This is a genomic window from Colwellia sp. MB02u-14 (assembly GCF_014076915.1).
Lineage (GTDB): Bacteria > Pseudomonadota > Gammaproteobacteria > Enterobacterales > Alteromonadaceae > Colwellia_A.
Genome location: NZ_JACGUX010000087.1, coordinates 17,632 through 38,837, shown reverse-complemented (window position 1 = coordinate 38,837; position 21,206 = coordinate 17,632). Strand labels below are relative to the sequence as shown.

Below are 21,206 nucleotides of genomic sequence, written 5' to 3'. Positions count from 1 at the left end.
GGGTATTAGAACCCAGATCATTTTTGATTATCACAAGGAGTAAATAGTGAAGATAGGTGTAGGTTCTTTAGTTGAAAGTGAGAGCGCTTTCAAAGGCGTCGGTAAAGTAGTCTCTATTTCCAGTGAGAAAAAAAGTGCAATAGTGGGGTTCTTTACTTCTCCGCTATCTCCAATTTCAAATCAAATTGAAGTTGCAGGTTCCGAGCTTATTGGTAAATCAAAGTTGTTCGAGCAAACGGTGGTTTATTGTAAAGTTGGGAAGTCAGATAACTGGCGAGCAGGCTTTTATGATGGGCAAAGGCCTAATGATGAACACTTAATTAAATATAACTATAACGACTCCGATGTAGTTCCTTTGGAGGAAGTTTTTGTACCCAACCTATTAGAAGGCTCTCAATTCTGCCCAGCCAACTTCTTAGCTGGAAGAGCTACAACTTCTCCTATGTACATCAATGATCGTACATCCTTTTTTAACTCCTACTTAAATCAAAGAGCTTCATGTTCCTCAATATCCTCAATCCCTAGTAGTGCTGTTAATCTAGAAATACATCAACTATCCGTAGTTCTACAAGTCTTGAATGATAATGTACAGAAGTACCTTCTTGGTGATGAAGTAGGGTTAGGTAAAACTATTGAAGCTGGATTTCTTGTTCGTGAACATATATTAGAATACACAGACAAGGCTTGTGTTTTCATTTTAACCCCTCCTTCTCTTGTTCAGCAATGGCGAGGTGAAATGAGTCAGAAATTTCATTTAGAAGATGTTATGGATGAGGATCTTGATGAAGAAGATCAAAAAGTCTTTATAGGAAGTTTTCAAGATATTTTGACAAGTAAGTTTATTACTAAAAAACCTACAATGGTTGTTATAGATGAAGGTCACCAGTTGGGTTCATTTGCTTGGGGTGAAGACAATAAAGGTGTATTTTCCCAAATAGCATCAGCTTGCCATAATTCTATTTCGACAATCGTTCTGTCAGGTACACCTATAACGGGGAATACCAAAAACTTCTTGGCTATGCTTCATTGCTTGAATCCCGATTCTTATCAATTAAATGATGATGGAATATCATCATTTAATAACAAGATTGAAGAAAGAGAAAAATATTCAGGAATATATGGTGCACTAGTGCCGGAAAGTGATGATTTCACTCTGGAGGGTATAGTAGAACAGGTTGATAGTTTTGATTTTAAAGATGATGAATTAAATTTATTAATCGCTAATCTTAAACCTCATATTGATTACTTTTCTGAAGAAAAAGATGAAAATCAACGTAAGTTGGCTGTAAAGGCATTACAAGATTACTTTGGGGATAAGTATAGATTATTCCAGCGTTTTATAAGAAACAGAAGAGGAAGTAAAAATAGCTATATTGAGCAAATATTCCCAGGGTTAGGAGATTGTAATACATCATCATGGCAGATAGGCGATGAATTTGTTTCATTAGATGAGCAATTAGATGATTACCGAAATTCTTTAATTCACGGAGATCAAAATTTTGCCGGAATTACACGTGAAAACTATTTCCAATGGTTAGATGCTTTACTTATATCTCCCTCTTCACTTGTAGCAAAGGCAAAGTCTGTATTGGCATCTAGTAACACCATTACAGATGAAGAAAAATTGATTTTGACAACAATGATTGAAATGGGTCATGTTGAGCAATCCAATAAAGATGAATTATTACTGGAAGAGATTACATCATGGTTGGAAAAAAAGAAGGATGGTAAAATTGTCGTTTTTTGTGGGGATAAAACTGTAGCTGATAATGTCTATAAGTTTTTAGAACACAACTTGCCTTCAGTTGAAAGGCACATTGATGGCAAACTCCCAATTTTCAATATATCACCTCAATATAATGTTCTGATATGTGACCAATCAGGAGAAGATGGTCTAAACCTACAAGGAAAATGTCGTCTAGCTATCCATTATAGTTTACCTAGAACGGTAATGAGAATTGAACAAAGAATCGGTCGTTTAAATAGATATAGTGCAAGTAGCACAGGGGTTCTTCCTGTTGAGAACTTAGTGCTTACTCCTTGTCGTGAGGGCTTTTATGGTTTTTGGGCTCAGTTACTAAAAACTGATATAGGTGTTTTTAATCAAAATTGTTCAAGTATTCAATTGGTATTGGATGAGAAGATAGAATCTTATTGTGAAAGTATTATTCATCAGGGATATACACAATTAAATAAACTCTCAGAAGAAATAGCAGGAGAGTCTGGTTTAGCTACAAAAGAAAGAAAGAAAGTTGCAGATCAGGAAGTATGGAATGGAATGCAAGTAGATCTTTCTGAAATAAAAACATTTTCAGAAAGATTAAGAATTGTTGATGAAAATGCCGATGACTTAAGTAAAGAGATGCAAGGGTGGATTAACAAGAGTCTTAGATTTGATTCTAGGAAGACTGAGGATGACAATTTTGTCTTTCAATACCAATTAGGACGAACTCGCCTAAATGTCGATGACTTTGTTAGTCATTGTATATTAGGAATGGACTTTGATAGTGGTTTAAAAAACCCTTCAACTAAACCCATGAACGCATCTAGAGACCAAAGTGCGAAAACTGGTTCATATCCATTTAGGTATGGACAACCTTTTGTTGATACAGTTTATTCATTTTCCCAACAAACCACTTTAGGTATATCAAATGCGATAATTAGAGAGATTAATGTAGCTCTTAAAGAGCCTAAAACTTTCTTTAAATTAAACTGGATTTGTACATTAGAGAGTGGTTGCCATACAAGAGTTAGTCAGAGGAACAACGATCGAAAACTTGCCCCTAAAATTTTAGAGCGTTGGGTAGACGAGTTGGGGAATGAAGTAAAAAAAGAAGCTTTATTAAATATACTGAATAAACCCTATGAGAAGTCACGTGATGTAACTAAAGGCCTATACCGGGATTACAATATTAGTGTAGGTTTTGAACAAGATATGTGGGATGCAGTTGATTCATTTTTAAATAAGGATGAATGGCGAGATTTAGTGTTGAGTGTAGCATCGAGTTGTACCGAAAAAGTAAGATCTGAACTTACTCAACAATATGATTTATCTTCAAGTGAGGAGTTTGGCATCAATCTATCTACGATGAGGTCTGTTACTTTGGTAGGTAAGTCGTAATGAATAATTTAATTGTTTCCTCATTGTTTTCAGATACCGAGTTAAGGGATTTACATCATACGGTTGATAGTGTGATTAGCCATTATCCTGATAATCATTTTGCACAGAGATTAAAAAAAGTAGTTGATGGAGATAACACGAGTTTATTGGACTTGCTTTTATCAATTAAAGATTACTTATATTCATCTCAAAAAGAGCTGGATAACCAGCACAATAACTTTCCATTACCTAGAAGTTTATCTAGTGAAGAGGGAGTACTCTGCGCCAAAGCTATGCTGAATTATCAAGTTGGTTCAAACTTCCTTACTTTATCAACTCCAGTAGTTAGTCAAAAGTTGGTGGATGTGTACGAACAGAAACAAAAACGTAAAGTGAAAAAGGTAGAAATGGATTTAGCCTTAGTTTCAAGGTTATCAGACCAAAACTATAGTCACTACTCTAGTGCAGGGCAAAGAATGGCTGTGAGGGTTGCTTTAACATGCCCTCAAGACTCGACCCTTTTTATTAACTTACCTACAGGGTGCGGTAAAACATTAGTCGCTCATGCCAGCATGTTGTTTAGTAAAAGTAAGGCGTTAACAATCGTTATTGTGCCCACTGTTGGTTTAGCTATAGAGCAAGGTAAAAGAGCAAAAGAATTACTTGAAAAAGCGGATAACTTTTCTGTTCAAAACTATGCTTGGCATAGCCAATTGTCTGATGGTGACAAATCAGAAATTCGCGATAATATTGACAATGGACAACAAAAAGTAATTTTCACCTCTCCTGAATCAATTACCGGAAGCCTACTACCTCTACTCTTTCGTTTAGCAGAAAACAACTATATTGCTAATATAATAATTGATGAAGCACATTTGATTGACACTTGGGGGAGTAATTTTCGCTCAGAATTTCAAAGGTTTGGAGCTTTGGTGGCATCATTAAGACAAGTAAGTAACTCACCTTTTAAAACTATTCTTATGTCAGCTACTTTCACTCAAAGCAATATAGATTCTTTAACCACTTTATATTGTGAACCCAATATAGCTCCAATTATTGTTAATGGTAATTTTTTACGCCCAGAGGTTAGCTCATTATATGAAAAAGTAGATAAGAATAGTCATATTCAAACGGTTACTAACCGGGTGGTCGTTTTACCAAAGCCTTTGATTCTTTATACAACACTTATTCAAGATTCTATTACTTTCATAGATGAGCTAAAAGGTATAGGTCTTAACAGAATAGCTTTGTTTATTGGTGATACTCCAGCTAACTCAAAAGAAGAAATAATTGAACAATGGAAAAATGACGAACTAGATATAATAGTTGCAAACTCAGCATTTGGTGTGGGCATGGATAAGTCAAATGTAAAAAGTGTAATACATGCTTGCGTCCCGGATAATATCGATAGGTATTATCAAGAAATAGGCCGCGCTGGTAGAAATGGAGAAGCAGCAACATCGGAATTAATTTATCATGAAAAACAATTTTCTGAAGCGAAAAGAATAAACAAGGAAATATTAATTTCTACAGAGTTAGGCTATAAAAAGTGGAAAGGAATGTGGAGTAAAAAGGTTGATATATCTTCTCATCCAACCCTAAAAGGTGATTTATACCAACTGGACACATCGTTTTATCATGACGGTCTCGATAAGAAGAGTGGTCGAAATGAAGATTGGAATTGGTTAACACTTCTCCTCATGCAACGCGCTGGTTCAATTAGAGTTTTTTATGATGTGCCAGAAATTGAAGATGACAATGAATTAAATGATTTTGAAAGGAATAGCCAACGAAAAGAGTATTGGAAGGGTTATAAAAGCAAAGTTTTAGTTCAAATTATTAATGAACAATCACTCTCTAATTTGTATTGGGAAACTAATATTGAAAAACATCGTAAAAATGAAATTAATTCTCAGGATCGTGCATATTTAACACTATCTGATAATATATCATCTCTTCGAAAGCCTATTTGTAAAGAGTTAGTAAAATATTACACCTTGAATAGTTTTAGCCCCCAAAGAGCGTGTGGGGGGTGTATTATGTGTGATGGTTTTTTACCTTCGTTAGGTGATAGTGTCTCTGTTGGTAATTATAGTTTTTCAAATTCCCTTCCATCATCTCTTGCTGAATATATATCTTTCGATAATGTCTGTAGTGTTTATTACGATAATAGCAACGAGCTTACCTCGGATTTACAATGGTCTAAGCTAATCAAAAAAATGCTAGATAACAAGCATGTCTGCTCTGTTAAAGCAGATTCGACTTTTTTAAATAATATTCAAAATAAACTTCCAAAAAGTTTTAAGTCATTCTGGATCTCTCAAGATATTACCGATAGTAGTAACTTATGGCCTTCTCTCTATATCACTTCACTAAGTGATGTAGAAGTAACAATTCCTTTATTCGAAGAGCAAATTACATTTTTTATAGGTGAGCGCTCTCAAAAAACAAAATCAAGTAAGTATCGATTGTGGTGGCAAGATAATAATAGGTCGATCCCATTAGTTAATTTCAAGAATCTTGTGGAGAAAAACACGTGTCAGTAATTAATAACTCATACCCTGGTAGTCATATAGCATCATTAATTTTTATCGATCGTATACTAAACCGAAAAATTATAAAAAAGTCAGAATATATTTCTATTGAAAAAATTCTTGAAGATTATCGACCAAGTAATTTATTTCTTAGTGATGAAGTTGGAGATGACGGTAATTTTATTTCGAATCCTAATCCCAAGAAAAAGGTAAGACAAACAATCGATTTCTGGAGAGAACACGGTCTTTGGGATAGTTCTGAACAAGGCATCAAAGCTTTCTCAGCATTATCGAATGATACGAATATTTCTACACGTATTGTACGAACAGTTTTCAGTGAAAAGTATAATCTTCAAACGGGTTTAAAAATAGAACCGCTTATTAGAGGAATTTGTTTATTTTTGGCTTTAGATGAATTGACATTTTCGAGACAAAATTCATTTAAGTCCACAGAAATACCATTAATTAGCGCTAAATATATGCCTGAGCGATCAACTGATGATACAAGACTTTCAATTAACCCTTCAGAAAATGCCACATTTTTAGAGTATGGCTTGTTATTAGGGTATATGGAGAAAGTGAGTAGGGATAAATATATTGTTGACCCTACAAGACTAATAAAGATTTACCTTTCTGATATTTTTTCTGAAAAAAATGAAGGTAGTATTAGTGTTAATACCTTTATAGATCGACTTAATAGTAATATTCCAGTTTTTGATAGAGGGGAATATCGAGTAGAAGTAGAGGCAATGATGAAGACTAAAAAAAGTGATTGGCAGCCAAACCCTCCTCACACATTGTCTAAAAGTTTGAGTCACGCATTATACCGCCTAAATTTAGAAGGTTTAATATATTTAGACCGACTTTCAGATTCTTTAGAAGCAGTTACTCTATTATTACCAAATGGTGAACTCAGAACTGTAAGCCATATTCGTATGGTTGGAGATATATAATGAGTTTACAAAATTATTGGCCAACTAAGCCGAATATATTTGAGTGCATTAGAACAGAAGCAGAAGAATTGTCGGAACATACCTTACTAGCAGTGCATGAACCTATGCATTTGAAAAAGTATGATGAAAAAGGAACAAAAGATAATGCAACAGAGGATGATCTACTTAAGCATTTTTTAAAAATAGAAAGGCCTATCCCTATTGTAGCAGCCGCAGGCATGGGAAAGTCACATCTAATTCGATGGTTACATGCTAAATTAAAGATACAGAAAGTTGTAATTGATGAACAATGGCAGATTGTTCGCCTACCGAAAAATGCCAGTTTAAGGCAAACATTGAATTCATTGCTTGAGGGCTTGGAAGGTGAGGTGTTTGACCAAGCAAGAAAAAGAATTGATCAAGTTGGTAATGCCCTAAATGCAGAAGAAGTTGCTGATTTGTTTGTTACTTTTATTTCGCATCGAGTAAAAGACATAGGGCTTGAAACATCAAAACATCTTAAAAGCCTTACTCAAAGACCCGATAATGCTACATATACAGCATTACGAGAAAGAATGAGTATGTCTAAATTACTCCCTATATTGATTACTGATATTCTTTTCAAGTCTCAATTGTTGGATGGTGAAAGTTGCGTTTACAGTATTGCTACAAGATGGATTAAGGGCGCTTCAGATGAAGATATTAATAATACGGAATACGAACTTACCCTACGCGACTTTGAGGCAATGCTTGATGCAATAGAAATCGATAATTTAGCATTGCCCGCGAGAAAGGTTATAAGTGATCTCAGGCTAGATTCAGATAAAGAGCAAAGAAACAAAGCAGTTACTATGTTAAATGAAGCGATAGGAAAAGCAACTCAAACAGCTTTTCAACAACTGTTTCAGTTTAACAATGGTAATTTCCAAGACTTGTTTAAAGAGATTAGAATACATCTAAAGAAATTAGGTAGAACGTTAGTTATTCTAGTCGAAGATTTAGCAGCAATATCGGCAATAGAGGATGTATTAATTGATTGCTTATTGGAAGAGCGTCAAGAAGAACTCTGTGTATTACGATCTGTTCTAGCTGTCACCACAGGTTACCAAGGGTATATACGTAGGCAAGCTACTATAAGGTCAAGAGCTCTTTTTGAGTGGCATATTGAGCAAGGTAGTGACACCCAGGAAAACATACCTAAACGGATTGTTGATTTTTGTAGTCGTTATATAAATGCTGCAAGATTTGGTAAACATTTACTGGAAAGTCATATTAGTTTAGAAAATAATCATGATGATATACCTATCTGGGAGGGGGATCTTTCAGAAAGAGAATCAGAAGAATTAAATGCTTTTGGTACATCATCAATAGGTATTCCTTTATTTCCTTATAATCAACAAGCAATTAACACTTTAACAAAATGGTACTGTATAGATCAGGATAAAAACGTTGTATTTAACCCAAGAACTATTATAAACGGGATACTTTTAAACTTACTTCGTGATTATAGGGATGAATATTTAGAAAAAACATTCCCACAAAATTTTTCTATAAAAGAATCAATTACAAGACTAAATAGTGAGATTTTGAACTTAGGGTTAGTTTCTCCAAGAAAAGCACAGATTCTTTCTACAATCTGGGGAGAAGGATCAAGTCTCAAATCTATCCAGGAATCTTTGAATAGCAATGTGGCTTTAGCTTTTTCAATGGAGGACTTTGCACAAAAATTATCTGCTGATACAGAAGTAGACATCCCTGATTCACCCGAAGGTCCTACATCAGGTGAAGTTGAAGTACCTTCTACAATTAAAGTGAAAGATGATGTTATTCTGAAAGAAGTTCAGCTTTGGTTTAATCGTGAACAACCTCTTTCTTCTGGATCAGCAAATAAAATCAGAACACAACTTTTCGAGATGATAAAAAACCGTCAACCTTCTGGATGGAATGGGTTCGAAAACTTGAGTATTTTTACAAATACACATAATAAGAATGTTTATGAATGTATTTTCAAACAAGGTCAAAGGTATTTATTTGATTTACCATTTGCTGGTGGTAACCCGCAAGGAGAAAATTACACTTTCTGTTCAGAGGACGACTTTGTTAATGAAAAAACCTCGTTGTTTTATCAACGTTCTGCTTTAGCAATCCTTCGTTATCATAGCTTTAATGAAAAAGAGGAAACTAAAGATTGGAATTATCCTGAAGGTTATGACGACTTTATTTACTTTACTAAATTTGTAGAAATTTGGGTTCCTAATGCGATTAAATATATGCTCAAAAACATTAGGGGCAAATATTTGGTTGACTCTATAGCTAAGCATATACTACTCATGAAAGGGTTAGGCATAAAATCTGAAGGTACTCTACAAAGTACCTTACTCAAAAGATCTATTCATATTGTAGATAGTTTGAAGCCTGCTATAAATGAAAAATATCAGGAGTTTAGAGAGGAATTATTGAGTCATTGGGATGAGACACAGCAAATGTGGTTGAGTTTGATACAAACTAGCAATGTAGCTATTGATAATGACATTTTTAATTTTGCTCAAAAGGAAGCCAAAAAATTAAATCAAGAGCTACTAACCGCATCACAAAAAAAACTTAAGAACGAATCTGTTTATGAATTAAAATCAGATATTCACTTAATGGAAAATCATCTTATTGATTGCGATAATAAAGACGATTTTATCAAACTGCTAGAGGATATTAAGTCGATTTATAAAACCATATTGGATATGGGACTGTACCCTAAAGATTTTGTGACAAGACCTACTTTAAGTAAAGACATCAAAGAGGTTGTCGATAACTGTCAATGGAGTGATATTCAAAATAGTATAAAATTGTTATCTGCAAAAGATGAGTTAACTCAACTAAAAATTCTTTCGTCATTGGATGGTTATGTTATCAAAAATGTATGTAAAGTCCTAAAAAATTGGCAACAATTTAATGTTAACGTACTTCCTAAAATCATGAAGGTTAATGATACATCAAGCACCCAGCAGGTAGATAAAATAAATAATGAAATAAATGCATCTTTTACCTCTATCGGATTGATTTTAAACCAATTAGATGAACATGTTCTGGAGGAAGTTAAATGAGCACCTTAAAATCTCAAGTTGACAAACTCCAAAGCCAAATAAAGCTATCTTCTAATGCTCAGGAAAATGAAACGATCATAGAGGCTAATTCCAATATATTAAACCGTCTAAATAAATCATTAGGTGAACTTACAAGTAATAAGACTAAATTCAATGTTATCCCTCTTATCAGTCAACTTGATGAGCAATTAATACCGAGTACTGAAGGTGATGAAAGTGACGGATTTTTAATTAGCGAATCATCAGGATTAGTTCTAGGTGATGACATTAAGGCTTTATTAGATCGCGCTAAGGTTTCTCTACCTTTATTATCCGAAAAGTGGAAAGAGTTAGGGCATGAAGCGCAACAGGATGATTCGTTAAATAATTCAATTGTTGCGTTAAAAAGTCTTACAAAAATAATCAGCGGTTTAAATGATAAGTATTGGGACCAGTGGTTAATTAATTTAGAGAAGGACTTTTTTGAGGAAGAAGCCGTTTTAGAGAGGCAAAGCAATCTTGGTAAAAAAGGGATTTTCGAAAAGTATATAACGCTGAAAGCCCGTTTTGATGCTGAAAAAACTTCAAAAGATGTTAATTCTGATTTAGTTTCTTCTCTCATATCGTTGAAAGAAAAGTTAGTTATATTAAGAGGGCAAATGGATACCTCTGATCTACCTGAAGGTGTGGCTAAATTTTTAAAAGAAGTTAGTTCACCTTATAGCACAACAACATTAGAGTTATTAACACCTAAAGTTCTTGAGTGGTTAACCAAAAAAGATTTGCTTTCTAAGTATAAAGTTTCACGGTAGCAGGTTTATTAAAAGTATAGAGGGAATTATGATCGAACAAAGCCTACTATTGTCATGCCTTGATTTAATAGAAGAGAAAGAAATTAAATTATTAACATGGGGTGACACGAGCTTTTATTTTAATAAGAGTGAGATTATAGAACTCATAAAGTTACGAACACCATCTGATTGGGAAGAGATTTTTGAAGCGTTAAGTGATCAAAGCCTAATTGTAGAAGTAAAATCTTCTTATATAGTTGATTGTTATCGATCTAGAATGGCTGAGGCAATTTATCTTTATAGCAACTTAAGACAATGGTTTCATGGCCAAGATTTAAGAAATGCTAAAACCTTAGTCTCCGACTTTCGTTTTATTCGTCGCCCGCGCCAATATCCTAACAGAAATGTATCCGCTTCAATTGCTATTAATCAATTGAAAGAAAAGCTGAAAATCACTGATGAGCACACCAAGGTCTTACTTTCATTACTAGGAGGAGGACGAACTCCTTTTAATCTTTCTGGTTTTCAAATAAGAGCAACAGAAAGGGTATTAGATAAGTACTCAAAGCACATGTCTGCATCGAAGCCTAATCAACCTTCAGGAACTATTGTATGTTCAGGAACCGGCAGTGGTAAAACTCTTTCCTTCTACTTACCTGCTTTGACACAACTATCACAAAATATTTGCAGTGACCAAAGTCATCGTGTTCAAATACTAGCTATTTACCCGCGTAATGAACTTCTTAAAGATCAATTTAATGAAACCTTTAAACAGGCGAGGTTGTTAGATGATTATTTGTTAACTAATAATAAACGAAGAATTAGAATTGGGTCTTTTTTTGGGGAAACATTAGATCGCAATAAGTTGAATAAAAAAATTAAATTTAATGCTATTGAATTCGAATTATTAAATTGTAAATGCTCTGGTAAATTAAAGTGGCTAGAAGAAGATATAAAAATAAATAATGAAGTCCTGACTTGCAGTCGCTGCGGAAGTAAAGTCAATGACGATGAGATATCTCTAACTCGTCAATCACCTGCCCCTGATATCCTTTTTACAACTACGGAGATGTTAAATCAACATTTAGCAAACAATAAATATAACCACCTGTTTGGCGTTGATACCAAACAACCAATACCACTAGTTTTACTTGATGAAGTTCATACCTATGAAGGCACAACAGGTGCCCAAACGTCCTATCTACTGAAACGATGGATGAAACGTTCAGACAACAAACCCCATTTCGTTGGATTATCCGCAACACTTAGTGATGCTGCTGGTTTTTTTGGCAGTTTAACTGGAACGGAAAAACATAATGTTGAGTTAATTGAGCCTTTACCCTCTGAAATGATAGAGGAAGGTGCTGAATATCTATTGGCTTTACGCGGAGACCCTGTATCCCAATCAGCACTTTTATCAACAACAATTCAAACATCCATGCTAACCCGGCGTATGTTAGATAGTAATAGCAGAAAAGAAGGGGTATCAAAAGGTACTTTTGGCACTAAAACATTTGTTTTTACAGATGACTTAGATGTAAATAACAGACTGTTTGAGATGATTGCAGACGCAGAGGGATGGAGTCACGCATTTAAAAAACTAACACCCGAAGCTGAGCCGCTAGCATTTTTAAGAAGCGAAAAACACCCTAACTATCAGGCTAACAAAGAACAAATGCAATTGCTTGGTCAAGATTGGTCGAATTGTGAGTATATTGGCCATAGTACAGATGAAGAAGATCGAGCAGATGTTGCTCGAACTTCAAGTCAAGATTCAGGGGTAAGTGAAACTGCTGAGATTATTGTTGCAACGGCCTCTTTAGAAGTTGGTTATAATGACTCTAAAGTAGGGGCTGTTATTCAGCATAAAGCACCAAGGGGCGTAGCATCATATCTTCAACGAAAGGGGCGTGCTGGACGCTCAAGAGGAATGAGACCTTGGATGATCACTGTTCTCTCTGATTATGGTCGTGATAGAGTTGCTTTTCATCGATATGAAAGTCTCGTAGACCCAGAAATTAAAGTCAATAAACTACCTGTAAATAACAGTCATATTCAAAAGATGCAAGCAAGCCTAGCTACTATCGAGTGGTTAGGGATAGAGGTTGGATATGGAAGTATTTGGACAATATTAAAATACCCTCAGCCAAGTGATGACCCCAAATATAAACAATTTAATTTATATAAGTCTGACTATTTAAAAAAATTAAAGGGGATTTTAAATAAGCTGTTGGAGGATTCAGGACAACAACGTTCTCTTGAAGGGTATTTAATATCATCATTGGGAATTAAAAGACCAGATGTTGAAAAACTTTGTTGGCAACCTCCTCGCTCATTATTTATGGACTTTATTCCCAGCTTATTACAAAAGCTACGAACTAATTGGTCTGTAAATGGGCAAGAGTGGTTAGGTGTTCAAAGTAAAGGTTCACCTATGCCTGAGTTTATACCTGCTACATTATTTAGTGAGCTAATTCTCCCGTCACTTGATATCTCCTTACTTAGGGGGAGTAAAGAGGGGAGAATCCAGGAATGGCAAAGTATGGGGTTCTTTCAGGGATTAAAAGAATATGCTCCGGGAAGAATTTCGAAACGATTTACATTAAATAACCGTTATGAAACTGATTGGCTAGTCCCTGAAGGTTTTGAGCCAGAGGTAGGAGTTGATGATGAAATAGGCTTCGAAGTTGAAGATGCTTTTGGACTAAATAGAGACTTTATTAAAGAAATAATTTATAAGCCTGGTACTCAGATGAAAATTTATCAACCAAGGCAAATACTAACGAAACGACTTGAACTAAAGAATGTTACAGAAACAAGTAATGCTTTTTTGAACTGGGAGAGCATATTTGAAATTGATGAAGACAAGCATCAACTGTCACTTCCTGCTAATTGTGACTGGAAACGTCATTTAAGTAATGTTTGTTTTTTTGAGCACAAACATATGCAACCAGTTGAGGTTACAAGGTATACAACGGGCTCTAATGCTCAGATTAAATTTAAGACTAAAGAAGCATCTAATATTAAATTAAATTGGCAAGAACAAGGTGAATCAGTTGGTATAGGGACTATTCTCTTTGTCGATGGAATGAGGTGGAACTTTACATTCTCAGATGATCAGTTACTTAGTTTAGGGACAAATGAAAACGTTGAGTCTTCTTTACGCTTTTCTTTTGTTCAAGATAGCTTTGTAAATTCTTCTATTTTTAACAATACATTTCAAGCAAATTGGGCATTTGAGTGTGTTACTACCACAGTGATATTCATTTCAACGCAAAAAAACTTATCTATCCAAGACTCTATTACGTTTTTGAGTTCAAAAGAAGGACGAGAGTTACTAAATACTATCCCTCTAGAATTATTTCAATTGAATGTATTAAGTGAGGACGAAGATGAAGAGCAGGCGTTACAAAGTGAGTTGATTTCCCTTTTATCGAACGATTTAATTATTGGTGAAATTAGTAACTTATTAACCCCTTTATATACTGAATTGTCAGGTGATTCGTATATTTCATGGTTGAGAATGTTAATGTCAAATACTCTCTCTGGAGGCATTAATCAATTGGTAAGTACGGTATTACCAGATGTTGGTGATAATGATTTAAATGTAGATCCGGTATGGATGGGTGATGACTTAACTATTTGGTTAACTGAGAATGAATCAGGTGGGGTAGGTATAATTAATAGGTTTGAGAGGGTATACAGTAGTGATCCTCTTAATGTTCTAAATCATTTTTCTAGGTGTTTTCAGGCAGGTGATTATGAGCAGGTTGATTTTGATATTCATCAATTATTATCAAAATTAGAGTGTGACGAAAATTTAGAATCATCTTTTAAGTCTCATAGAGACTCACAAAAATTTAGTGCACGAGTTAAAGCAAATGTGGCTATTAATGAAAACTTAAGAAAAATGGGAGTCATTTTATCTCATAGCTTCAATAGCATTCTTCATACTCGAGTATTAAAAGCCGGCAGTTCTAAAGAAACAGATAGAGATTTAAAGAGCTGGATGGACAGATGGCGAGAAATCGAAAAAGAGTTAAAAGTAGAGATACCTTTAAACATAGCATCTTTTCTAATAGCTAAAGAAATTACATCGGATACGAATGTAACTATAAACAAGCTTAAAGATAAGGTCATTGGGCAGTTATGGCCTAGAGGCAATGTTATACGTCAGTCCAGTACACAGTTTTATAATCGCTTCATAAGTGGAAATAATAGAACAGAAAGGCTAATTGTCGAACAAATGATATCTGGCAATAGTGAAACAATGAATTATGGAAATAACTGGGAGGGAGAATTACAACAAAGAATTAGTCGTAAAGGGATAGTTAAGCTTGTAATTTCACCTGAACACTTATCTAAATTAAATCAAATTATATTAAAAATAAATACAATTCAGATAGATCAACTAGGTATGTTTTTCCACATTAGGGTTAATAGAATTGATAGACAATTAGGTGAAATAATATTATTTGTCGAGCTCGCGGAGGCTATTCAATGATTAATTCCAATTCTCGTAAAATATTAACAAACACGCCATTAGGTAAGCGACATTTAAAAGAGGTTTTAGGAAGTACTTTTGCAGGGCTAATACTATCACCGCAAGAAATATGGTTAGTAACAGCCTGGTTTACTGATTTTGAGATACTCGATAATCGCTCTGGAAATTGGAGTTACCTTAATGCGAGTTGGGGTAATAGAATGGTTACCTTTATAGAGTTATTAGAAACAGCTGTGCTGAATGGTTGTAAACTCAACCTTGTAGTTAATGAGACTAAAACAAATGATTCTGCACTTAGCCTATTGAAAAACAAGCTTGTCAATGAAGACGACTTTAGGTTTGAGATATCAGATAAAGTGCATATTAAAGGGTTAGTTACAGAGTCGTGTTTTTTTGACGGTTCAATGAACTTTACTTTCTCAGGGGCGAATAGAAATGATGAGTTAGTCACTATTTCAGGTGATACCCATCAGATTTCAACCACTAGGATTGATTTCAGTAATCTTTATTTTAAAAACTATCAACAAAAAATAAAAGCGATAGAAAATCCAGTTGTTGAAATTGAAGACGATGAGGATGATGAACATGACTTTTTCTAACTATCCATCTTGGTTTGTAGACTTTTTTACAGCCGAGAATGCAATTGAATTAGAGAAAACAGTGGAAGAAATCTCTGACTCTATAAATTTATTATTATTGAAGTCCATACGCAATTTGGAATCTAAAACTCCATTCTTTCTACCGGCTTATGTAAAAGGTCAATTGTATTTCTATGGTATGTGTCCAGACACAAAATCATTAAATGAGTTGAAAAACTGCTTATATTACGGATTAGGATCTTCACATACATCATCTTATGAAATAATAAAGTCACCCGAACTTAAGTTTGAACAGTCGTTATTACAGAATCAATCGCACGGCGTAATTAGGTTCTCTCAAGTTATTACTGACAGTTTTAAGGAAGATACAAGCTATATAGTTACAACGTTAAATGAGGTTTCTGCACGGTTTGAAGCAAAACCTAACTTTCCCAATATAAGGTTGCGTCCAATAGGGCGTATATTACGTGATTTCTTTTTAGCGAGTCGTGAAAGTGACGGAGAAAGTGCATTAGTCTTTTATAATGAAGCTAAAGGCTCAGGTAAGTTAAGTCATAGAAACTTAGTTGGTCTTGAACTTCAATCCTTGGCTATTAACGCTTCATGGCATGAAATACTTGAACATAAGAATTTACCTGATTATTTAGCTGGTATAATCCCTACGAGAATATACCATTTATTAATTCGTGCATTGATGCATGTAAACAATTTAGTTTTAACAGATTTATCAAATGTAGACTGGGTTGCTTTAAAGTCTAGTTTAGTCGATTACGAGTCATTTTTACTCTCTAAACCTAGACTGAAAGAAGAAGACAAATATAAAGAGGACTGGGAAGCTTGGTCTGCTTTGGCTGTTAGTATAGGGATTGATAAAAACGACATAATCTCATTTTCACCCAGTTTTATTACAGAAGAGTGGGTGAGTGAGTTATTTGGAAAAATTGAATCCTTCATTGAAACTCGTAATGCTTTATCAATAGAGTCTTCAAGACTTCAAGCTTTATTTGATTCCCCTATAAGTCTTGATGTGGTTATTCAAGTTCTGGATTACTCAAAAGCATGTATGCCCTCTGAAGCTAGTGAGATATTCAGTTGGTTAGAAGAGCTTCCTTTTGAAATTCGTCAAAAAACAAAAGCATCGGTTCCCTTTAGGAAGTTATGGAGTTCATTAGAAGATTTTATATATGGTAGCAACAGTGATGCTGTAATTATTGAAGAAAGTGAAATTGTTGAACCAACAGTCGAAAACCCTAAAGGTTCAGTCATTAACTCTTGGAATGACTGTTTTAAGCACTACGCTAGTGGAGAGCTTATTAATTTTGATTTAATAAGTGAGTGGCAACCATGTGAGTTCGACATTAAATTTATTACCGAGGAAATATCAACTTCAGCAGATGCCGAGAGTATTCGAAATATAGCACCGCACTTACTAAGTTGGCTAGATGATAACAAGGTAGAAACCTCTAGCGCTTTTTGGTTAGGACTCATTGAGTTAATTGCACTGGATGATGAAACGTCATACATAACTATTGGCTTGATGAGAGATTTAATTCAAGGCTTACTCAAGACACCTCACTCTAAAGAACAGTACTCGTCTGCAATAGAAGCTTTTGAGGTTGTTGTAAAAGTAGAAATAAGTCGAAAATCACTACCTCTCATTATTGAATTTAGCGAAATGTTATTTGATTATGCAATAAAGTCACCAGAAGTAGTGAGATATCCATTTTGGAATGGCATATGCCAATATTCGATAACTCATTGGTCTGATATTGATTTCGAACTACAAACAGTTCTTACATGGCTAGATAAACAGATAGCACCAGAAGATAAATCTTTTGATCATTTAATAAGTGTGGATAATTCATCTGATGAAGATGTAAAAGTTTCTTTAAAAGATAAATTAATAGGTATATCAACACTTACTGAAAAAGCAGGGCAACGAGCCGCTGAAATGCTACAGAACTTGTTTCCTGGAGTTGTTATTAAGCTTAACCATGATAAAGTCGCGACAGATAAGTTGAAGAATCTTGCTTCAACCGCAGATTACTTTATTTTCTGTAATAAGAGTGCTGCGCACCAATCATATTATGCTGTTAAGGCAATTAATAAAGATATTATATATTGTGATGGGAAAGGTAGCTCTTCTATTATAAGAGCATTAACAGACTTCATTAACTAATTTATTTGTAAGACTAGGCTAGTGCGAGTTCAGGGCGATTTGAACTGTCTTTCGAGCCTATTTTCAGGCTGTTATGATCTTTCCAATTAGTAGAAAATATTCTTCGCTATTCTCTACTAATCCCCAACCTATATTTTACTTAGTCATCACTATTGATAATAATTAAGGAACTTCGCATAGAATCAACTCTTTAAATATTGTATTGAATAGGGTCATTAATATTGTTGGCTTGAAAAGCTTCAAGTCTTTCAACACATGAACCACAAGTACCACAAGCTTTCTCTTGCCCCTTATAACATGTCCATGTTTTTGAATAGTCTAGGCCCATTTTGATACCATCTTTAAGAATACCGATTTTATCGGTATCTAAATAAGGAGCGTGGACATAAACAGGCTCAAAATTAGCTACTTTAGAAGCTTGGTCCATTACTTTCACAAACTCAGGTCTGCAATCAGGATAAATTAAATGATCACCAGAATGAGCACCATACCAAACACCTTCAGCCTCTATATCGACAGCGTAGCCAATAGCCAAGGAGATGAGAATCATGTTACGGTTTGGGACAACAGTCGATTTCATATTTTCAGCTTCATAATGGCCATCAGGGACATTAATATTGTCTGAAACTAATGACGAACTGGTAAATAATGTTGAGATAGATTTTATATCTAAAATTTTGTGTGGAACATTAAGTTCATTACACACATTTTGTGCGTAAATGAGTTCTTTATTATGCTTTTGACCATAGTCGAAAGACAGAGCATATACATCAAAGCCTTCTTTTACTGCTTTGTTTAAAGCCGTAAAAGAGTCCATACCTCCAGAATATATAACAACAAGCTTTTTCATTTCTTAAATTCCCTTCCAATTAGCTAAAGTAAACATCGTAATCTGTCTTAAACCCTTTAGCCACTTCATAAATTTTTAATAAGTTTCCAGCAAATAACTGTTTCTCTGAGGTCGTATTCTGAAAATCATGCCACCTTCGAGAAAACTTTATATCATCACCACCTTCTTCATCACTTCTTATAAGTCCCAAATTCCATGATGTTTTACTGAAATGGCATTTATTAGATATAAGCTTTAACTCTTGAGTAAAAAATTCAATAGTGGGGATGTTTACTGTGTTCAAAGGTTTGTCTTCGAGAAATACTCTTATCATGTGGCGACATAGAAATGAGAAACCAAATATGCTTGTGCCATGAATGATATAAGTATCTTTCATGCTTTTAGAGGTGTTTTTCCATTCAGTTTCGAACACTATTGTAACCGCTATCCAAAAGTTATTAATTATTTGAGCAAACAACTGCTTTGACTCTTTTGTTAAGTCTTGATGGACTCTTACGTTAATAGACTTCAAGATCATTCTTTCGACGTTAGAAACAAACTCAGTAATTGATGATTCAGCAATTTTTCCTAAAGGGTTGCCATTTGATTTGATAAGTCCCTTTAAAGGAGGCGTTCCATTTTTATTATCCCCAAAGCCCAGTTCTTCAGAGATAGATAACGGGAAGGCTTTTATTGCTAATGCGGGCGGCTTATAAATGTCATCATTTAGTGCTAAAGCATTCAACTGAACAGATGTTAAAGGCTTGCCAAGATTGAGAATCAAAAATTGCTGAATATAGTCATTTTCATCCTCAGAGATGAAAATAGAAACCGGGAGAGGATAACTTTCATGAAAGCTATTTTTAACTCCCCCTGAGCGTTGTTGGCCATCTACAATTGAGCCTGGTAACTCTTGTGATGGAGATTCAGGGAAGTATGGAACTTCCAAATGCCCGAACTCAGTTTGTCCTTCTAAAGGAGTAAAAGTTACTGACTTATTAAAGCCAATAACGAGATTTGCCAGAATAGTAGATTTAGGAGATTCAACATAGTCCTTTATAGATTCAATGTGTTTTGGTAGTTCACTTCTTTGATATCCATGGATATACTTACCTTCCCTTGTTATATGGACGATTTTAGCAATATCTCTTACTTTTTTACCTTCTACCCAACCAGAAAATACTTCAACATTATTAACGATTTTTCTTATTACTTGGATTTTTAAAATGACTGGTTTCATTATTTATTAGCCTTAATCATCGTACTTTTCATGTCATCAATAACTTTATCTTTATGTTTTGTCACCATAGCTAAGTTATGTATACCTCTGCGGCGGTTTGTTTGGTTAGAACGAAAAATGATGTTCATTATTCCACTTTCACAAACTCCGCATGTACAAGTTTTCCAGGGCCTTTCTAACAAAAACTTTTTAATTCTTAACTTATCTTTGTTTAAGATAGCTTGTTTAACTGGTGTTATTTCTGCTAAATGATCGGCCGTAGTGACTTTTTCATAAGCCATTAGAGCCTTAAATGTAGCGTCAAAGTGTTCGCCGGTTGCGTCATATTGTTTTAATTTTTTGATACAATCAGTTTCAAGCCTTTTTACACATTCATTTGTGGATAGTGCATTGTTGGAAAGGTCTATATCAATTTCATTATTGTTTAGCATTTTAACTACTAGGCTTCGAATTTCATGGCGATGTTTATCAATTAATTTCTGAACATTATCATGATCACATTGACGGATTCTTATTGATAAGGATTGAATAAGCTCATGGGCATCATCATTAAATTCAAAGTATTTGCCAGCTTTAATGCCTTGCATTAGTGGGGACGTACTATCTGCACTAGTTACACCATATTTTGCGTATGCAGGTATATTCTCAAATCTACAGATTCCCAGTAAGTGAAACTGCGTCTCTTTCTTTTTAATAGAAGAGAGGGTTTCTAATAAATCTAATAAGTCAGGCGTTTTTGATTTAATCATACCGCCGATTGTAATATAAGTGTATCCGATCTCTTCTAGCTTTTTCACCGAACTAATAAAAGACTCTTTGCTAAAACCATGAGCTACACCATAAGGAATGAAAGACTTACCTTTAGAAGTATTAAGAACCTTAGAACGTTCTAAGAATAGAACGGCATTATCTAGAGTTATTTTTATTCTGCGTTCAGCTTCTCTTATGTCAGCATAATCCATAGCTTTTAATGCTTCATCATCTTTGGCATATGGGAATACGATGTGATCGAGTGATATTCCACAGTCGAATCCTCCCCGGTCATAGAATTCAATTAACTCATCAATTGTGAATGGTGGCTCAGGTTCATTTACATAATCAAATGCGCCACAATCCCCCATCAGTAATACATTTGAATATTTATCTTGGTTTAATCTTAAAAATTTCTTAGCACCGTAATAATAGAAATCTTCAGTGAGTTCTTGGGTGTAGTACTTTCCTTTTTTCTGCATCGTTCCAACACCAGCCAATGAAACGAGCATACCGTTATAGGGTAGTTCTTTTAAGATTTCATGTGGATAGGCATCATCATCATATTTACGATGATTCTTGGTTTTTTCGTTGGTAATGCCATTAAAATTAGGATCGACAAAGTCTAAGTTGTCTGGAAAGTAATAATTAAAAGTTGTCACATTAAACCT

The 21,206-nt window shown here is 34.5% G+C and carries 11 protein-coding genes; 8 read left to right on the top strand and 3 right to left on the bottom strand.

Going from position 1 to position 21,206, the window contains the following annotated elements; genetic code table 11:
- Positions 1-46 precede the first annotated feature (46 nt).
- From dpdE to dpdD, 8 genes are read left to right on the top strand one after another with little or no spacing between them, the layout of a single operon-like run.
- Entirely contained in the window at positions 47-3,121 is a 3,075-nt protein-coding gene (dpdE, locus tag H4J52_RS16510; protein WP_182225215.1) for a protein DpdE, read from the top strand.
- Positions 3,121-5,646, top strand: coding sequence for a protein DpdF (gene dpdF, locus H4J52_RS16505; RefSeq protein WP_182225214.1), 2,526 nt, complete (start codon positions 3,121-3,123; stop codon positions 5,644-5,646). Before dpdE ends, dpdF begins: the two co-directional genes overlap by 1 nt.
- Complete coding sequence (gene dpdG, locus H4J52_RS16500) at positions 5,637-6,587, top strand: protein DpdG (protein WP_182225213.1); 951 nt, start codon at positions 5,637-5,639, stop codon at positions 6,585-6,587. Before dpdF ends, dpdG begins: the two co-directional genes overlap by 10 nt.
- The gene (gene dpdH / locus H4J52_RS16495) at positions 6,587-9,664 is read left to right on the top strand and encodes a protein DpdH (RefSeq protein WP_182225212.1); all 3,078 of its coding nucleotides are present in this window, start codon (positions 6,587-6,589) and stop codon (positions 9,662-9,664) included. The genes dpdG and dpdH overlap by 1 nt, the downstream gene beginning before the upstream one ends.
- A complete protein-coding gene (locus H4J52_RS16490) occupies positions 9,661-10,455 on the top strand; it encodes a hypothetical protein (RefSeq protein WP_182225211.1) in 795 nt (264 codons plus the stop codon). The genes dpdH and H4J52_RS16490 overlap by 4 nt, the downstream gene beginning before the upstream one ends.
- Positions 10,456-10,483: 28 nt before the next feature.
- On the top strand, positions 10,484-14,938 hold the full coding sequence (gene dpdJ, locus H4J52_RS16485; protein WP_220461110.1) for a protein DpdJ: 4,455 nt from the start codon (positions 10,484-10,486) through the stop codon (positions 14,936-14,938).
- Complete coding sequence (gene dpdK / locus H4J52_RS16480; protein ID WP_182225210.1) at positions 14,935-15,537, top strand: phospholipase D-like domain-containing protein DpdK; 603 nt, start codon at positions 14,935-14,937, stop codon at positions 15,535-15,537. Before dpdJ ends, dpdK begins: the two co-directional genes overlap by 4 nt.
- The gene (gene dpdD / locus H4J52_RS16475) at positions 15,524-17,716 is read left to right on the top strand and encodes a protein DpdD (protein WP_182225209.1); all 2,193 of its coding nucleotides are present in this window, start codon (positions 15,524-15,526) and stop codon (positions 17,714-17,716) included. Before dpdK ends, dpdD begins: the two co-directional genes overlap by 14 nt.
- A gap of 190 nt (positions 17,717-17,906) precedes the next feature.
- Here the strand turns inward: dpdD and queC are convergent, their stop codons facing one another.
- From queC to dpdA, 3 genes are read right to left on the bottom strand one after another with little or no spacing between them, the layout of a single operon-like run.
- Positions 17,907-18,566, bottom strand: coding sequence for a 7-cyano-7-deazaguanine synthase QueC (gene queC, locus H4J52_RS16470; protein WP_182225208.1), 660 nt, complete (start codon positions 18,564-18,566; stop codon positions 17,907-17,909).
- A 19-nt stretch (positions 18,567-18,585) separates the two neighbouring features.
- Positions 18,586-19,785 carry a DGQHR domain-containing protein gene (locus H4J52_RS16465; protein ID WP_182225207.1) on the bottom strand — a complete coding sequence of 400 codons (1,200 nt, stop codon included), beginning with the start codon at positions 19,783-19,785 and terminating at the stop codon, positions 18,586-18,588.
- The gene (dpdA, locus tag H4J52_RS16460) at positions 19,785-21,197 is read right to left on the bottom strand and encodes a tRNA-guanine transglycosylase DpdA (RefSeq protein WP_182225206.1); all 1,413 of its coding nucleotides are present in this window, start codon (positions 21,195-21,197) and stop codon (positions 19,785-19,787) included. The genes H4J52_RS16465 and dpdA overlap by 1 nt, the downstream gene beginning before the upstream one ends.
- Positions 21,198-21,206: the final 9 nt, after the last annotated feature.